Genomic DNA, 17,207 nt, shown 5'->3' on the forward strand with positions numbered 1-17,207 from the left:
GCAAGATTGAGGTGGAACCTGTCTTTGGGCAGATAAAGGCTTGTTTGGGTTACAAGAGATGGAATCTGAGAGGGAAGCGTCAAGTGAGAATTGACATGGGATTGGTACTTATGGCCAATAACCTCCTCAAATACAATAAGAGAACGACTCAAAATTAAAAAGCTAGAGTTCCGCTATTGGAAATCTCTAGCTTTTTTTGTGGCTGAGAACTATTTTGTCTTAGGTTCTTGATTATATAAATACTATTTTAAAATCTTGATTCTATTTCATTTCTTTAAAGGCTACTTCTGCATCCGCATTACTGATAACACCAAATTGAATCTTCCCAATCTTTCCTTGACTATCAATCAGGTATTCTGTAGGAATGCTTCGAATTTGATAAGCTTGGAATGTGGTTGCTTTTGTGTCATAAAGAACTGGGATATCCTTATAACCTTGATCTTGGAACCATTGTGGGAATTGCTCAACAGTTTTTTCACCTTGAATTCCTGGTGCAATAACAGTAAGAATTTCAAAATCACGATCTGGTTTCGCCGCTAATTCCATCAACTCAGGCATACTTTTTTTACATGGACCACACCATGAAGCCCAAAACTTCAAATAAACCTTTTTACCCTTATAATCAGATAACTTTACTTCTTTGCCATCCATTGATTGCAAGGTAAAATCTGGCGCCTCTTTCCCAACAGCAATTTGTTGTACAGTCGTTTGTTGCTGTTGTTTTGGGGATTGTTCTGGTGCTTTAGTCTTTTTAGTCTCTTCCTCACCACAAGCTATCAATACAACTAATGACAAGAGGCTTAAGCCAGCAAACATTACTTTTTTCATCTTTTTCTCCTTTATTCAAAAATTCCAGCTAGAACATTTACTTGTCCTAATAGTAATAAAATTCCCATTAAAATAATAAGGAAACCACCAATTTTCTTCAGTAGCATCATATGACGTTTAATTTTACTAAAATATGGCATAACTACGCCTGAAGCTAGAGCCAAAACCAAGAAAGGAATGGCCATCCCCAGAGTGTAAATCAAGGTATAGATTGCACCTTGCCAAGCACCATTGCCTCCAGAAGCCGCAAGCGCTAAAACAGAACTTAAAACTGGACCAATACAAGGCGTCCAACCAAAGCTAAAGGTAATACCGAGTAAAAAGGCTGACCAATAACGATTGGGTGCTGATTTCTTAAAAGTAAAACTTTTTTGAATCTCTAATTTCTTAAAATGAAAAATTTCCATCTGGTGTAAACCTAAGATGATGATAATCGTACCCATGGTATAGCGAAACCAATTGGCATAGAGAATATTACCAAAGTAACCAGCACCAAATCCTAGAATAAAGAAAATGAGTGAAATGCCTGCGATAAAGCAAAGAGTTCGAATCAAGCCGGACCACGCAACTTTTCTCCCAAACAAAGAAAAGCTTTTTGCGCTTTCCTGATCATCCAATAAAATTCCAGTATAAACAGGTAACAGAGGGAAAATGCAAGGGGAAAAGAAGGACAAGATCCCTGCTAAAAAAACGGAGATTGAAAATACTATCGTTTCCAATAAAGAACCAACTTTCTTAATAATTCATATCCTATTTTACTATAATCAATTTCATTTGTATGCTTTCTGCTACGCAATTTGAATTAGCCAGTATTTGAAATATTTGTTCCGGTACTAGTTCATTCAGATTCTGCCCCTTTTTTGCCCTCTATACACAAAAAAGCCTATTGACCAAGCTCAAAAACTTGATACAATAGGCTTTTCAAATGCTGATTATTTAACAGCGTCTTTAAGAGCTTTACCAGCTTTGAATGCTGGAACTTTAGAAGCTGCAATTGTGATTTCTTTACCAGTTTGTGGGTTGCGACCTTTACGTGCAGCACGCTCACGAACTTCAAAGTTACCAAAACCGATCAATTGAACTTTTTCACCAGCTGCAAGGTAGTCAGCTACTGCTGCGAATACAGCTTCAACTGCTGCTGCTGAGTCTTTCTTAGTCAATTCTGTAGCTTCTGCTACTTTAGCGATCAAATCTTGTTTGTTTGCCATGTTAATGATTCCTCCAATTTAATTTCTAATTAACAATTATAATCATATCCTAAAATCCCTTTTAGGTCAAGTTAAAAACGCTATTTCTTCCCATTTTATTTATTTTTTTAAGAGTAGTAACGTACTAAAATAGCCCAAGCGTTCTCACCCGTGTGAGTTTGAATAATAGAGCCCGTTTCCAAAACTGAAATTGGCTTTTCAACATAAGCTTGTAAGCTTTCTTTCATCTCTTTGGCCCAATCAGCACTACCAGAATATGAAATTCCAATCTCTGCTACAGAACGTTCAGAGAGCGATGTTATCAATTCATCTAACCATTTTTTAAAAGTTTTAGCTCCACGACCTTTAACGATTGGCTGCAATTCATGGTCTTTCATCTGCATGACAACACGTATATTGAGAAGGGAGCTCAACAATCCAGTTACACGGCCAATTCGTCCACCTTTGACAAGATTTTCCAAAGTAGAAACACCAATATAGAGTTCTGTGTGTTTTTTTACCTCTTCTATGCGAGTTAAAATTTCCTCCATATCTTTGCCTTCTTGTGCTAACTTCGCAGCCTCAACAACTTGGAATTTCAGGGCTTGGTCAGTGAAGGAACTATCAATAACTGTCACATCGGCAGTAGATAAGCTAGCACCTTGACGTGCCGCTTCTACAGTACCAGAAAGGGCATGAGACATATGAATAGCAAGAATCTGGCTACCATCCTTGCATAGTTCTTCAAAAACTTCAGCGAAGACACCTACAGGTGGCTGACTTGTTTTCGGAAGATTCTTACTTTCTTGCATCAACTGAAGAAATTTACCTTCTTCTTTCAAATCCGCATCAGAATAAACAACATTATCAATCATTACAGATAATGGAACAACAGTGATATCTAATTGTTTTACTAGTTCAGGTTCAATAGTAACAGATGAATCGGTTACAATCTTAATTTTTGTCATAGTATCAATCTTTCTATTTTAGGATTCAGATTGGTTTTCTTACTTTTAATTATATCAAAAAAAGATTAAAAATCCTAATGGAGTCAATCAAATTTTCCTTAAAAATTTGATATAATCTACTTATAAGAAAAGAGGTCCCTATGATTAAAAAAATTTATCCAATTTTAACCATTTTACTAGGTGCTGCTATTTATGCTTTTGGGCTAACTTATTTTGTAGTTCCCCATCATCTCTTTGAAGGAGGGGCAACAGGTATTACTCTCATCACCTTTTATCTTTTTAAAATCCCCGTTTCTCTCATGAACCTGCTGATTAATATTCCCCTTTTCCTCCTATCTTGGAAGATTTTTGGAGCAAAATCTCTCTATTCTAGTTTGCTTGGAACCTTAGCTTTGTCAGCTTGGTTGGCTTTTTTTGAGCGTATTCCCCTTCATATTGATCTTCAAGGTGATTTACTGATCACAGCCCTTATAGCTGGGGTTCTATTGGGAATTGGTCTTGGAATTATTTTTAATGCTGGAGGTACAACGGGGGGAACTGATATTTTAGCTCGTATTCTCAATAAATACACTCATATATCTATGGGGAAACTGCTCTTTATCTTAGATTTTTGTATTCTCATGCTTATTCTCCTAATCTTCAAGGATTTGAGATTGGTTTCCTACACGCTCTTATTTGATTTTATCGTTTCTCGTGTTATTGATTTGATCGGCGAAGGTGGCTATGCAGGTAAAGGCTTTATGATTATCACAAAACGTCCTGACCAACTTGCTAAGGAGATTAATGATGACCTAGGAAGAGGCGTTACTTTCATCTCAGGTCAAGGTTATTATAGTCGAGAAGATTTAAAAATAATTTACTGTATTGTCGGAAGAAATGAAATTGTGAAAATGAAGGAAATGATTCATCGAATTGATCCTCAAGCCTTTATAACTATTACAGAAGCTCACGAAATCCTTGGCGAAGGCTTTACTTTTGAAAAAGAATAAAGAAAAAGCTGGGAAGTTCCAGCTTTTTCTCTATTCAGAAAGTGTAGAATGACGATAGCCATAAGTAAAGTAAATCACAAGTCCAACTACAAGAGCAATGCCAAAGGCAATCCATGTTTCTATACTATATTGAAGCATAAAGGAAACACAGATTAGAATAGATAAAATCGGTAACAAGGGAACTAGGGGAGTTTTGAATTCTCCTTCTTTAGGCATTCCCTTATCCTTTCTAAGTTTTATAATTCCATAAGCCAGTAAGATAAGATAAGCCAGCGTACAAATATTTAGAAATGCTGCGATACTAGCTAGTGGAAATACTCCTGCTGCTATTGCAGAAGCAACTCCAGTTAAGATGGTCGCATTTTTAGGAACACGACTTGTTTTGCTTAATTGCTTAAAACTTCGAGGTAAAAGACCATCGCGTGCTAAACTGTAAATCATACGTGATAAGGCATAAGTCATAGAAATACACACTGTTATTAGAGTCAAAATAGCCACTAATGACACATAATTAGCTGCCCAACCAATTCCTATACTTCGCAATGAAAATGCGACAGCATCGTCCACATTGAGTTGGCTGTAGTGAACAATCCCTGTCAATACTAATGTAACCAAAGCATAAAGAATCGTTACGATTGTCAATGACAAAACAATACCTCGTGGAACATTTTTTTGTGGGTTTTGAATTTCATCAACAGCCATAGAAATAGATTCAAATCCTAGGAAACCAAAGAACATCAAAGATGCTCCTGCCATTATTCCAGTACTTCCACCATAAATTTGACCAAAACCAAAGGGAGCAAAGTTGGACCAATTTTCCGGTTTAATATACCAGATACCAACTAGAATAAACAAAGCAAGAGCAGAGAATTTCAAGACGACTAGAAGCGAATTAAAACGCAAGGCTGCCTTGGAATTTAATAAAACTAAACCGGTTACCAGTATCAATACCAAAATAGGTAAAAGGTCTATATAGGTACCCTGCTCAGGATTAAAGGTCCCATTCAAGGCTTGAGGCATTAAAATACTATAGTTATTGAGTAAGCCTTTAAAATAAGCTGCCCAGCCAGAGGCTACACCAGAAACTGCTGTCATGAATTCCATGATGGTCAACCAACCAGCAATCCAAGCTGGTAATTCACCCAAAATTGCATACAAATAACTATAAGCACCACCAGTTGCAGGAACACGAGAAGCAAACTCTGCGAAAAAGAGGGCGGATAAAGAAACACACAGGGCAGAAATCACTATGGATACAACCAGTGACGGACCAGCAAGCGTGGCTGCTGCGGTTCCTGTAATGGTAAAAATCCCAGTTCCTACCATGGCACCGATTCCTAATAAAATCAAATCCCATACTTTTAAATGACGGTGCATTTCAGTACGTCCCAAACTAACATCTTTAGTTCTAAAGATATTCATACTTCATCTCCATTAAATATGATTGTTTTATTTTATCATATAAAAGGAATTTTGTGAATATTTATAAGATGATTTTTCAAAAAAATCTGAACAGAAATAAATCCTGCTCAGATTCTACATATTCTTACCCAACTGAACCTTCCATCTCATAGCTAATCAAGCGGTTCAGCTCAACTGCATATTCCATTGGAAGTTCTTTTGTGAAAGGCTCTACAAATCCCATGACAATCATCTCTGTTGCCTCAGATTCTGACAATCCACGGCTCATGAGGTAATAGAGTTGTTCTTCTGAAATCTTAGAAACCTTAGCTTCGTGTTCCAAAGCAACTTGCGAATTATGAATTTCATTAAATGGAATAGTATCTGATGCTGATAAGTCATCCATGATAATGGTATCACATTCGATGTGAGAGACAGATTTCTTAGAGTTTTTGTTAAAGGTTACTTGTCCACGATAGTCTACCTTTCCTCCGCCTTTAGCGATGGATTTTGAAACAATAGATGAGCTTGTATGTGGAGCATTGTGAATCATCTTAGCACCAGTATCCTGGTGTTGTCCAGCGTTGGCAAAGGCGATAGAGAGCATAGTACCACGCGCCCCTTCTCCATCTAGGTAAACAGATGGGTATTTCATGGTTGTTTTGGCACCTAAGTTTCCATCAATCCACTCAACTGTCGCATCTTTCAAGGCTTTAGCACGTTTCGTTACCAAGTTATAGACATTATCAGACCAGTTTTGGATGGTTGTATAACGCATGTAAGCTCCGTCCAAGGCAAAGATTTCTACGATAGCAGCATGCAAGCTGTTACTTGAATAAGTTGGTGCTGTACAGCCCTCTACGTAGTGGACACTTGCCCCCTCATCAACGATAATCAAGGTACGTTCAAACTGACCAGTATTTTCGTTGTTGATACGGAAGTAAGTTTGAAGAGGAATATCTACCTTGACCCCTTTTGGTACGTAGATAAAGGTTCCACCTGACCATACTGCTGAGTTGAGGGCAGCCAACTTGTTATCTGTCGGCGGTACCAACTTAGCAAAGTATTGTTTAAACAAGTCTGGGTATTCCTTGAGGGCAGAATCTGTATCTGTAAAGATAATCCCCAATTTCTGGAACTCTTCCTTCATGTTGTGGTAAACCACTTCTGACTCGTACTGGGCAGAGGCACCTGCTAAATAAGCACGCTCAGCTTCAGGAATCCCGATACGTTCAAAGGTTTCTTTGATTTTTTCGGGAACTTCATCCCAAGAACGGGCTGGTTTATCAGATGGTTTTTGATAATAAATCAGGTCATCAAAATCAATCTCTGACAAATCTGCTCCCCAAGTTTGCATGGGCATTTTTTTGAAGGTTTCATAAGACTTCAAACGGAATTCTAGCATCCACTCAGGTTCTCCCTTAGCAGCTGATAGTTCACGAATGACATCTTCATTCAATCCTTTTCCTGTCGATAGGACAGGCTCTACATCATCATGGAAACCAAATTTATATTCACCAAGATCAATTGGTTTTGGTTCTACTCTTTCTTCAGCCATAATATCCTTTCTTTCATTCTTCATTTCTACTGATTCATAAGACAAAAGAAACTTGTCTTACTGATTTTCTTGATTTTCAATTGTTTTCTTCAGGGCGTTCCAAGCTAGGGTTGCACACTTGATTCGTTGAGGAAATTTGGCAACGCCTGATAAGAAAGCTGCATCTCCAAGTTGGTCTTGACGCTCATCTTTTTGCCCTTGAACCATTTCAGAAAAAATGGTCGCAAGTTCTAAAATTTCTTCTTTGGTTTTTCCTAAAACTGCATCCGTCATCATACTAGCAGATGCTGTAGAGATGGTGCAACCTGAGTTTAGAAAAGCGATATCCTCCAAACAATCCTCTGCATCAAACTTGACAGAGAGATTGATGACATCTCCACAGGTCGGATTATTGAGACTGATTTGTTCAGCTTCTTCTAACTTCCCTTGGTGATGTGGATTTTTCGAATGGTCCGCTACCACTGCCATATAAAGGCTATCTAGTTTAGAAAGTGCCATTGAAAAACTCCTTTGTCTTTTGTAAGGCATCGACTAGCTTGTCGCAATCTGCCTTGGTATTGTAGATATAAAAACTTGCACGAGCTGTTGCTGGGACATCCAAATATTGAAGCAATGGTTGCGCACAATGGTGACCTGCTCGAACAGCCACTCCTTCATAATCCAAAGCAGTCGCAAGGTCGTGAGGATGAAGGTCGCCTAGGTTAAAGGCAATGACACCTGAACGTTGAGCCAAGTCCTGTGAACCATAAATGGTCAGTCCTTCAATCGCCTGCAGTTTTGGATAGACGTATGCGATCAATTCTTGTTCATGGGCTTCAATCGCATCCATACCAATCTTTTCAAGATAATCTACTGCAGCAGCTAGTCCAATAGCACCTGCCATGTTAGGAGTTCCAGCCTCGAATTTCCAAGGCAATTCCTTCCAACTAGCAGATTGCTCATAAACGAAATCAATCATTTCACCGCCAAATTCTACTGGTGACATTTGCTCTAGGTACTTTTCTTTACCATAAAGGACACCAATACCAGTTGGACCAGCCATCTTGTGACCTGAAAAGGCAAAGAAGTCCACATCCAAGTCCTGAACATCAATCTTCATATGAGGCGTAGATTGAGCACCATCCACCACCATGATAGCTCCAACTTGATGGGCCAATTGAGTGATTTCTTTGATTGGATTGACCACACCAAGAACATTTGAGGCGTGAGCAAGGGAGAAAAACTTAACTTTATCAGTCAATTTAGCTCGCAAATCATCCATATCCAGAGCTCCATTCTTAAGATAGACATAGACAAGCTCTGCCCCAGTCTTGCGGCAGGCTTCCTGCCAAGGAATGATGTTGGAATGGTGTTCCATGACAGAAATCAAAACCTGGTCTCCCTCAGTCAAGACTTCCTCAGCATAACGCGCTACCCAGTTAAGACTGGTTGTCGTTCCTCTAGTAAAGAGAACTTCCTTTGTAGACCCTGCATTGATAAACTTACGAATGGTTTCACGAGCCGCTTCATAGGAAGCAGTAGCCCGCTCCGCCAAGGTATGAACCCCACGATGAACATTGGCATTGTCCTGCTCATAGTAGCGGTTAATCGTCTCCAGAACTGCTAGTGGTTTTTGTGTCGTCGCAGCATTGTCCAAATAAACCAATGGTTCATCATTAACAATCTGGTCTAAAATTGGAAAATCCTTGCGAATCACTTCTACATCTAACATAGGCTACCCCTTAGCGTTTTGACAATTTTTCTTCGATAGTCGCAATCATTTCATCACGAACTTCCTTGACTGGAATCTCAACGATAACGGAGCCAAGGAAACCACGAACAACCAAACGTTCTGCAGTTGCCTTATCTAAACCACGGCTCATGAGGTAGTACATGTCTTCTGGATCTACCTGACCGATAGAAGCCGCATGTCCTGCAGTTACGTCATTTTCATCAATCAAAAGAATTGGATTAGCATCTGAACGCGCTTGGTCTGAAAGCATGAGAACACGACTTTCTTGTTGGGCATCTGCTCCCTTGGCACCCTTGATAATGTGGCCAATACCATTGAAGGTCAAGGTTGCTTTTTCAAGAATAACCCCATGTTGAAGGATATTCCCGATTGAGTTGCAACCATAGTTAGTTACTCGGGTATCAATCCCTTGTACCTGACGGCCACTTGAAAGAGCTACAACTTTCAGGTCAGCATGGCTACCGTTACCAATCAAGTCGCTATCAAAGTCCGCAACGACGTTCCCTTCGTTCATGACACCGATTGCCCAGTCAATGCTTGCATCGTTGCCTAATTTACCACGACGGCTAATGTAAGCAGTGACGTTTTCACCTAGACGGTCAATCGCAGCAAACTTGACTTGCGCACCAGAACGTGCAATCACTTCAACTGTGATATTTGCAGTTGCCTTAGCACTACCTCCACCACGTGACTCTAAACGCTCCAGATAACTAATCTTACTGTTCTTACCAGCGATAATCATAATATGCTTGTTAAACGGCACATCACTATCGCTGTCTTGATAGAAAATTCCTTCGATTGGTTCTTTAATCTCAACGTTATCAGGAATATAGAGAACAGCACCACTATTGAAATAAGCTGTATGGTAGGCTGCCAACTTGTCATCGTCATACTTAACAGATGACATGAAGAATTCCTCAATAAGCTCTGGAATTTCTTCTAAAGCTGAGTGGAAGTCTGTAAAGACGACACCCTGTTCAGCTAACTCAACTGGAATTTGCTCAAAAACAGTTTGAGTTCCTACTTGCACCAACTTCAAGTGATTATCTAGAGCTGTGAAATCTGGAACATTTGCTGATGGCTCACTTTCTGTAATCGTTCCATCACCCAGATTCCAACGGTGGAATTTGACACGCTCAATAACTGGTAACTCTAAACTCTCCATCTTATCAAAAGCTTTTTGACGAAGGTCAGCCAACCAGCTTGGTTCAGCGTGCATTTCTGAAAAAAGTTTAATATTTTCTTTAGTCATTTACTTCTCCTAAAAGATACGAGGGAATTACAATTCTTCCTTGTAATCGTAGCCAAGTTCTTCAGCTAGTTTTGCGTATCCTTCACGTTCCAAACGCGCAGCCAATTCTGGACCACCTGAAAGGACAACACGACCTTCCATCATGACGTGTACCACATCAGGCGTGATGTAGTTCAAAAGACGTTGGTAGTGAGTGATAATCATAGCACCAAAGCCTTCACCACGCATAGCATTCACACCTTTAGAAACAACTTTAAGGGCATCAATATCAAGACCAGAGTCAATCTCATCCAAAAGGGCAAAAGTTGGTTCCAACATCAAAAGTTGAAGAATCTCATTACGTTTTTTCTCGCCACCAGAGAAACCTTCGTTGAGGTAACGCTCAGCCATTTCTTCTTTCATGTTGAGCAATTCCATCTTCTCATCCAATTTAGTGATAAACTCACGAACTGAAATCTTCTCATCGTCTTCTTTACCAGCATTCATGGCTGCACGAAGAAACTCAGCGTTAGTAATACCAGGAATTTCTGATGGGTATTGCATAGCAAGGAAAAGTCCCATACGCGCACGCTCGTCCACTTCCAACTCAAGGATGTTTACGCCATCAAACAAGACTTCGCCTTTGGTCACTTCATAGTTTGGATTTCCCATGATAGCTGCAGAAAGAGTCGATTTACCTGTACCATTTGGTCCCATGATAGCGGCGATTTCTCCTGTTTTCAGGGTCAGGTTAACCCCTTTTAAAATTTCTTTTCCTTCAATCTCGACGTGAAGATCTTTGATCTCTAATACTGACATGATAGTTCCTTTCTTTTTCAAGACCTTTACAATTCTTACTGGAAACATACTTGATTTCCCTAGAAAATACGGTAAAAGGTCAATAAATATACTTTTATAGTATAACAAAAAAAAGCCTAAAAGGCTTTGATTTTGTCTAGAAGCTGAGGACTAGTCTTTTCCTTTTAAATGCTGGTCAATGACATCCACTATTTTGCCCATCAAGTAACTTACTCGAAAATTTCTAAAGAGCAAAATGGCCCAAAAGGTTGCCATAATATAACGACCAGTCATCCAAGCTTCATTGAAAAAATAGGTCTCAGCAGCTGTAAACAGCGCGATGATAATAAATTGTTGTCTATTCATAAACTTATTGTATCATGAAATCTTTCTTTAGTCTTCCTCTACCTTCACTTTATCAGCCAAAAATTCAAATCCTTCCGGAATCAGACTTTCTTCTGCTTCTTTTTCAGTTTGAGAAGATTTGGCTTTGGCTGAAAAGGCTGCTCGAACTTCTTTCCATTCCTCCATGGAAATGGCTAAAATCTCAGGTGAAAAACCTGCTGCCTGACTGAGGATGTTGCCAAACATGGTGTTAAGATTGTCTCGTTTCATGGTTTGACCAGCATTGAAGTTAGACTCAAAAGCAAGAATAGCATGGTGTTCATTGGCTGCAACCGGTTGAGAACCAACTAGCAGAGCCTTATCAGGGCCTCCTAGACTTTCAATTACCTCTCCCCAGGCATTCTGCAAGCGAATCAGATTTTGACGTGCTAAATCAGGATTTTCAACGGCCTCTTGTAAGATAGATTGAACCTTATTGCGATCCACACGATAGATTGTCTTGCCCGTTGCTGGGCGACTAGGAGCTGGATTTGTTGGCTTAGATACGGTTCCCACATTTGCGAGTTCTTGTTTGAGACGTGTCACTTCTTGTCTCAGCGAATCAATTTCATGTTCAACTGCCCCAGAAAGAGCTGGTTCAGGCTTAATCTCTGCCAAACGGATGGTCATCATCTCAGCATAAATCTTTGGCTGTAAACTAGACTTAATATCTGCTAAACTGACTGTCGCTAAGCGAATCATTTCAAACAGATTTTCTTGAGGAAGTCCCAAATTTTCCACAAAGACTGGGCTATGATGAGTATTTTCCCCACCTGTTTGAACAATTAACAAGTCTCTTAAATAGTGCAAAAGGTCGGTCACAAAACGAGTCATGCTCTTACCATTGTCAAAAAGAAGATTCAAGCAAGACAAAGCCTTGGGAACATCCTGTTGAGACAAGGCAGCCACATAATCATCCAAGGCTGATAGACTAATTGTGCCAGTAATTTCTTCAGAGATAGCAGTCGTCAGCTCGTTTCCCTGTGTCAAACTCAGGGCTTGATCCAAAATAGACAAGGCGTCCCGCATCCCACCTTCAGCTCGTCTGGCAATAATTTCCACAGCCTCTGGTTCAGAACTGATATTTTCCTTTGCTAAGATATAGTGGATATGTTCCTTAATATCCTGTGTCTTAATCGATTTAAATTCAAAACGTTGCACTCGGGATAGAATAGTGGCAGGAATCTTGTGCAATTCAGTAGTGGCCAAAATAAACACCACATTCTGTGTTGGTTCTTCCAGCGTCTTTAGGAGGGCATTAAAAGCCCCTGTAGACAGCATGTGAACCTCATCTATGATATAAACCTTATAACGGGCAAGGCTTGGGGCGTAGGTAGATTTATCACGAATTTCGCGAATTTCATCAACCCCATTATTAGAGGCTGCATCCATTTCAATGACATCTTCTAAACTACCATCCGTCACTGCTTGACAAATATAGCAGTTATTGCAAGGTTCACCACCCACTTGATTAGGACAGTTCATAGCCTTTGCAAAGATCTTAGCCACACTGGTTTTTCCCGTTCCACGAGGACCAGAAAAAAGATAAGCGTGACTTATTTTCTCTTGCTCCACCGCTTGTTTAAGAGTCTTAGCCACAACTTCTTGACCAACCAACTGAGAGAAGTTTTGACTTCTATATTTTCGATAAAGTGCTTGATACATTAGGCTTTCTCCTCAAACATTGTAAAGTCCCATTCTGTCTTTTCAAGCAAAATAGCGACAAATTGTTCCAAATAATCTCGATCCATAGCATCATAATCATCAATCTCTGAAGAATCCAAATCCAGAACTCCAAGTAATTGACCATTCTTCATCATCGGCACAACAATTTCACTTTTAGCGCTACTATCACAAGAAATATAGTTGGGATAAGTCGTTACATCACCAACCAGAACAGTTTCCTGAAAGTGGGCTGCCTCACCACAAACACCTTTGCCTAGTGCAATACGGATGCAGGAAACACCTCCTTGGAAGGGACCTAAAACCAATTCCTTTCCATCAAACAAATAAAAGCCTGCAAATACGGTATTAGGAAAGCGTGATTTTAGAAGAGCACTGGCGTTGGAAAGATTAGCCAAAACATTGGTTTCACCATCCAATAAAAAAGAGAGCTCCTCATTTAACATTTGATAACATGATTGTTTTTCTGATTCTAACATAGAACTATTATATCAAAAAAGACTTACAGACAAAAGAAAAATCCCTTGTTTAGAAAACAAAGGATTTTATGAATTTTCAATTTGATTAAAGTTCGATATCACCGAACAAGTCAGCCATTGAGAATCCTGTTTGTGTTTCTGGAAGTTCGAAATCACGTTTTTCTTGACGTTTTGGACGACGTGGACGAGCAGCACGTTTTTCTTCTTTTTGTCCTTCTTCTTGAGCTGGACGCTCTTCAAGAGCTTTGATAGAAAGTGATACGCGCTCTGCATCTGCGTTAACTTCAAGAACTTTAACTTGAACTTCTTGACCAACTTTAAGAGCTTCTTTAGGATTTTCAATACGTTTGTGTGAAATTTGTGATACGTGAACAAGTCCATCGATACCTGGCAATACTTCAACAAATGCACCGAAGTCAGTCAAACGTTTAACTGTTCCTTCAACTACATCACCTTTAGCCAATTTTTGCTCAACGCCATCCCATGGTCCAGGTGTTGTTGCTTTAAGTGAAAGTGATACACGTCCTTCTTCTTCGTTAAGATCAAGGATTTTCACTTCAATTTCTTCACCAACAGTTACAACTGATTTTGGTGAAACGTTACGTTCATGTGACAATTCAGTCAAGTGAACCAATCCGTCAACACCACCAAGGTCGATGAAAGCACCGAAGCTTGTGATACGAGCAACTTTACCAGTTACTACATCACCAACAGCCAATTTACCGAATACTTCAGCGCGAGCTGCTGCTGTTGCTGCTTCAACAACTTCACGACGTGAAAGGATGAAGCGGTTTTCTTTAGCGTCAACTTCTTTGATTTTAGCATCAAATTCTTGACCTACAAAACGCTCAGTGTTACGTACGAAACGAGTATCCAACATTGAAGCTGGGATGAATCCACGAACACCTTCAAATTCTACTGAAAGTCCACCTTTAACGGCACGAGTTCCTTTAACAGTAACAACTTCTTCTTCGCGACCAACAAGTTTGTCCCATGCTTTGCGAGCTTCAAGGCGTTTTTTAGATACAAGGTATGTAACTGTATCAGTATCTTTACCAACTACTTGACGAAGTACAAGAACATCCAATACTTCTCCTACTTTAACAAAGTCATTGATATCTGCATCGCGATCGTTTGTCAATTCGCGAAGAGTCAAGACACCTTCAACACCAGTTCCAGAGATTGCAACGTTAGCTTGAGTCGCATCAACTGTCAATACTTCAGCACTAACAACATCACCAGTCTCAACTTGGCTAACGCTATTTAGCAAATCTTCAAATTCGTTCATCTAAAAAATCCTCCAACAATCAAGTTTTTCTTAAACTTGACATACTTATAATTTTTTTCCTAAGCACCCGCAAGGACATGTTCATATCGTTCACGTCTTTCAATTATAAAAATAAAATACCCTAAGATATTTTGATTTTTATCTTGATTATTACCTAAGAACTGGGGTAGCTGGATTCGAACCAACGCATGAGGGAGTCAAAGTCCCTTGCCTTACCGCTTGGCTATACCCCATTGATGAAATGGAGAGAGAGGGATTCGAACCCCCGAACCCGAAGGAGCGGATTTACAGTCCGCCGCGTTTAGCCTCTTCGCTATCTCTCCTACAATCAACATGGACCATTATATCATGAAAATTTCAAAAAAACAAGACTTATTTTGCTAAATTATAATTTTCAATCAAAATTTCCACAGCTTTTTCCAATTTTTTATAAAAACTATCGACATTCCCATTCTTTATGATGGCAAATTGTCCATCTAATTCGGCAATTTCTCCGATAACTTTTTTACCAATGGTTAAGGTATAACCTTCAAAACTGTCTTTTCCTACATTAACCTTGGCATCTGCTACTTGAATTTCAATTTTTTTATCTTTCTTGCTCATTTCATACCTCTCTTCACTTTTTCTATTTTACAAGAAAATCCCAAAACTAGCAAGAAAAAACTCTACATCAGGCTTGTCTGATATAGAGTTTTCCGCATTATTTAATGTGTTTTTCTAGTTCTTTTTGATACTTACCATTTGATTCCAATTTTTCTTTTTGCCATTTTTTCAGTGCTTCTTCATATTCTTTTGTGGTAACAATATCTTTTTGCAATTTCATTCCTTTAAAGATATATGGATCCCCCTTAATACCAACTTGTGAGTATGGTTTTGAGAATGGCACGACATTACTTACAACTGGTGAACCACCAGATGAAGCTGTTGGCATCAATAATGAACTATCTGTCAACCAAGCTTGAGCCTTGGCATATTTTTCATAGCGTTCTTCAAGATTTGTAGTTTCTGAATCGGCATCATCCAATAATTTCTTATATTGGTCCAAACCAAGTTTCGCTACGACATCCTTATCTTTCCCTTTAGTAATACCGAGGTGCTTCATGGCAGAACCTGATTTAGGATCCATGATATTCAAGTAAGATGCTGGGTCTTGATAACTTGGAGCCCATCCTGTACTGTTCAAATCATAGTCTTTTTGAGAAGGAACACGCGCTTGTGAAGTGATTGTTTCCTTTTCATTATCTGTCATTTGAAGAACGTCGATAACAACATTTTCAGCACCAAGAGTTGATTCAATAGACTGTTTGAAAGAGTTGCTTTGTTGAACAGCGATGGTATCTGTTTGTTCAACTGGGACATCCAAGTGAATTGGGAAAGTTACCCCTTTAGATTCCAAGTCTTTCTTAGCTTTTTCGAACGCAGCTTTAGCCTTGTCAGGGTTGTAGATAGAATCCTTACCGTCAACTAGCTCAACACCTTTCCATTGGTCACCATAGTTCACCAACTCTGCTTGAGCGATTTGACCAAAGTTTTTACCCCCTGCTTGTACAAAGTTGTCAGGAACAAGGCTGTTACGAATAATCTTGTCCGCACCGTCTTCACCATTTAGCTGGGCAGCATAAGAATGACGGTTGAAGGCAAAGTTAATAGCCTGACGGAAGTCCTTATTAAGCATAGCTTCTTTTGTAGAACTCTTTTGTTCCTCACTTGTTTTCGCAGTTTTATTGTATGACTGACGATTTACGTTAAAGGTGAAGTAATAACTACTTGAGTCCTGTGGGCTATAAGTGATTTTATCTCCATATTGTTCCAAAGTTGAAGCAAAGTTTGAGCTACTTGGGAAGAGACGGGCTGTCGTATAGGCACCTGAAGAGAAGCTACGAATCAACGATTCCTGATCAGAACCATCGTAGTAGGTCAATTTGATCTTCTCGATTTTTACCTTTTCTTTATCCCAGTAGTTTGGATTTTTCTCGTATTCAATCAACGATTTAGAAGTCAAGGTCTTCAAGATATAAGGACCGTTGTAGAGAATCCCTGCTGGAGTAACTGCTCCATAATCTTTACCTGATGCCTTCAAAAACTCTTCATTTACAGGCAACAACGTTGCTGTTGTGACTTTAGAATTCCAGAAGCTTTCTGGTTTGTTTAGAGTATATTCAACTGTGTAATCGTCCAAAGCTTTGACACCAACTGTAGAGAAATCATTGGTCTCACCAGTCATGTAGGCATCCAAGCCTTTGATTGAATTTTGGATGAGAGAAACACCGTCTGACTTGCCGTCAGCAACGTGTTTTAGTCCTGTTACAAAGTCATGGGCTGTTACTTCTGCATATTCTTCACCTTCAGAAGTGTACCATTTAACTCCTTTACGAAGTTTGTAGGTATAAGTCAAACCATCTTTTGACACAGACCAATCTTCAGCCAAGGAAGGAATAACATTTCCGTATTGGTCGTTTTCCATCAAGCCATCAACCACGTTCCCGATGACATCTGTTGTAGATGTACGAGTCGCTATACTATAATCCAAAGATGCCGGATCTACTGCATAGACATATGAAAATGTTGTCGGTGCATCTGCTTCTTTATCAGCTTTTCCACAAGCCACTAATAGAGCTGTTGTGCTCAGGACCACTCCTGCTGTTAAGAGCCACTTTTTAGATTTCATAAAAAATCTCCTT

Annotated in this window: 18 protein-coding genes and 2 tRNA genes; 2 read left to right on the top strand and 18 right to left on the bottom strand. The window is 39.4% G+C overall.

The genetic code is table 11. From position 1 onward, the window contains the following. Positions 1–158: transposase (locus QM409_RS09210; RefSeq protein WP_414310502.1), on the top strand; the 158-nt coding region annotated here is incomplete at its 5' end. Positions 159–261: 103 nt separating this feature from the next. Here the strand turns inward: QM409_RS09210 and sdbB are convergent. The 4 genes from sdbB to QM409_RS09230 all read right to left on the bottom strand — a co-directional run bounded on the left by sdbB (position 262) and on the right by QM409_RS09230 (position 2,983). Next, entirely contained in the window at positions 262–828 is a 567-nt protein-coding gene (gene sdbB / locus QM409_RS09215; protein WP_414305571.1) for a thiol-disulfide oxidoreductase-associated lipoprotein SdbB, read from the bottom strand. An 11-nt stretch (positions 829–839) separates the two neighbouring features. After that, entirely contained in the window at positions 840–1,547 is a 708-nt protein-coding gene (ccdA2, locus tag QM409_RS09220; protein WP_125454496.1) for a thiol-disulfide oxidoreductase-associated membrane protein CcdA2, read from the bottom strand. 213 nt (positions 1,548–1,760) lie between these two features. Next, positions 1,761–2,036 (bottom strand): HU family DNA-binding protein, encoded by a 276-nt coding sequence (locus QM409_RS09225; protein ID WP_001284637.1) that lies wholly within the window; start codon positions 2,034–2,036, stop codon positions 1,761–1,763. 107 nt (positions 2,037–2,143) lie between these two features. Beyond that, complete coding sequence (locus tag QM409_RS09230) at positions 2,144–2,983, bottom strand: DegV family protein (RefSeq protein WP_261012351.1); 840 nt, start codon at positions 2,981–2,983, stop codon at positions 2,144–2,146. A 140-nt stretch (positions 2,984–3,123) separates the two neighbouring features. On the opposite strand from QM409_RS09230, the gene QM409_RS09235 reads away from it, so the two are divergent. Continuing rightward, positions 3,124–3,972, top strand: a complete 849-nt coding sequence (locus QM409_RS09235) for a YitT family protein (protein ID WP_414305572.1) — start codon at positions 3,124–3,126, stop codon at positions 3,970–3,972. 30 nt (positions 3,973–4,002) lie between these two features. Here QM409_RS09235 and QM409_RS09240 read toward each other — a convergent pair whose 3' ends face one another. The 14 genes from QM409_RS09240 to QM409_RS09305 all read right to left on the bottom strand — a co-directional run bounded on the left by QM409_RS09240 (position 4,003) and on the right by QM409_RS09305 (position 17,194). Further along, positions 4,003–5,394 (bottom strand): APC family permease, encoded by a 1,392-nt coding sequence (locus QM409_RS09240; protein WP_414305573.1) that lies wholly within the window; start codon positions 5,392–5,394, stop codon positions 4,003–4,005. A 124-nt stretch (positions 5,395–5,518) separates the two neighbouring features. Then, complete coding sequence (gene sufB, locus QM409_RS09245; protein WP_000797053.1) at positions 5,519–6,931, bottom strand: Fe-S cluster assembly protein SufB; 1,413 nt, start codon at positions 6,929–6,931, stop codon at positions 5,519–5,521. 57 nt (positions 6,932–6,988) lie between these two features. After that, complete coding sequence (gene sufU, locus QM409_RS09250) at positions 6,989–7,429, bottom strand: Fe-S cluster assembly sulfur transfer protein SufU (protein ID WP_414305574.1); 441 nt, start codon at positions 7,427–7,429, stop codon at positions 6,989–6,991. Next, the gene (locus QM409_RS09255) at positions 7,416–8,642 is read right to left on the bottom strand and encodes a cysteine desulfurase (protein WP_414305575.1); all 1,227 of its coding nucleotides are present in this window, start codon (positions 8,640–8,642) and stop codon (positions 7,416–7,418) included. The genes sufU and QM409_RS09255 overlap by 14 nt, the downstream gene beginning before the upstream one ends. Before the next feature lie 10 nt (positions 8,643–8,652). Further along, complete coding sequence (gene sufD / locus QM409_RS09260; protein ID WP_414305576.1) at positions 8,653–9,915, bottom strand: Fe-S cluster assembly protein SufD; 1,263 nt, start codon at positions 9,913–9,915, stop codon at positions 8,653–8,655. A 27-nt stretch (positions 9,916–9,942) separates the two neighbouring features. After that, a complete protein-coding gene (gene sufC, locus QM409_RS09265) occupies positions 9,943–10,713 on the bottom strand; it encodes a Fe-S cluster assembly ATPase SufC (RefSeq protein ID WP_000114489.1) in 771 nt (256 codons plus the stop codon). A gap of 150 nt (positions 10,714–10,863) precedes the next feature. Then, on the bottom strand, positions 10,864–11,058 hold the full coding sequence (locus tag QM409_RS09270; protein WP_001081603.1) for a DUF3272 domain-containing protein: 195 nt from the start codon (positions 11,056–11,058) through the stop codon (positions 10,864–10,866). A 27-nt stretch (positions 11,059–11,085) separates the two neighbouring features. Beyond that, positions 11,086–12,741, bottom strand: a complete 1,656-nt coding sequence (gene dnaX, locus QM409_RS09275) for a DNA polymerase III subunit gamma/tau (RefSeq protein WP_414305577.1) — start codon at positions 12,739–12,741, stop codon at positions 11,086–11,088. Further along, positions 12,741–13,238, bottom strand: coding sequence for a GAF domain-containing protein (locus tag QM409_RS09280; protein WP_414305578.1), 498 nt, complete (start codon positions 13,236–13,238; stop codon positions 12,741–12,743). The genes dnaX and QM409_RS09280 overlap by 1 nt, the downstream gene beginning before the upstream one ends. Positions 13,239–13,323: 85 nt before the next feature. Then, on the bottom strand, positions 13,324–14,526 hold the full coding sequence (gene rpsA, locus QM409_RS09285; protein WP_001001631.1) for a 30S ribosomal protein S1: 1,203 nt from the start codon (positions 14,524–14,526) through the stop codon (positions 13,324–13,326). 161 nt (positions 14,527–14,687) lie between these two features. Further along, positions 14,688–14,759, bottom strand: a tRNA-Gln gene (locus QM409_RS09290). A 9-nt stretch (positions 14,760–14,768) separates the two neighbouring features. Next, positions 14,769–14,849: transfer RNA gene (locus QM409_RS09295), tRNA-Tyr, on the bottom strand. Positions 14,850–14,898: 49 nt separating this feature from the next. After that, positions 14,899–15,129: a DUF2969 domain-containing protein gene (locus tag QM409_RS09300; protein WP_000037113.1), complete on the bottom strand. Its 231-nt coding sequence runs from the start codon at positions 15,127–15,129 to the stop codon at positions 14,899–14,901. A gap of 97 nt (positions 15,130–15,226) precedes the next feature. Next, entirely contained in the window at positions 15,227–17,194 is a 1,968-nt protein-coding gene (locus tag QM409_RS09305; RefSeq protein WP_414305579.1) for a peptide ABC transporter substrate-binding protein, read from the bottom strand. Positions 17,195–17,207: the final 13 nt, after the last annotated feature.

Source organism: Streptococcus mitis (assembly GCF_047465045.1).
Classification (GTDB): Bacteria; Bacillota; Bacilli; order Lactobacillales; family Streptococcaceae; genus Streptococcus; species Streptococcus mitis_DT.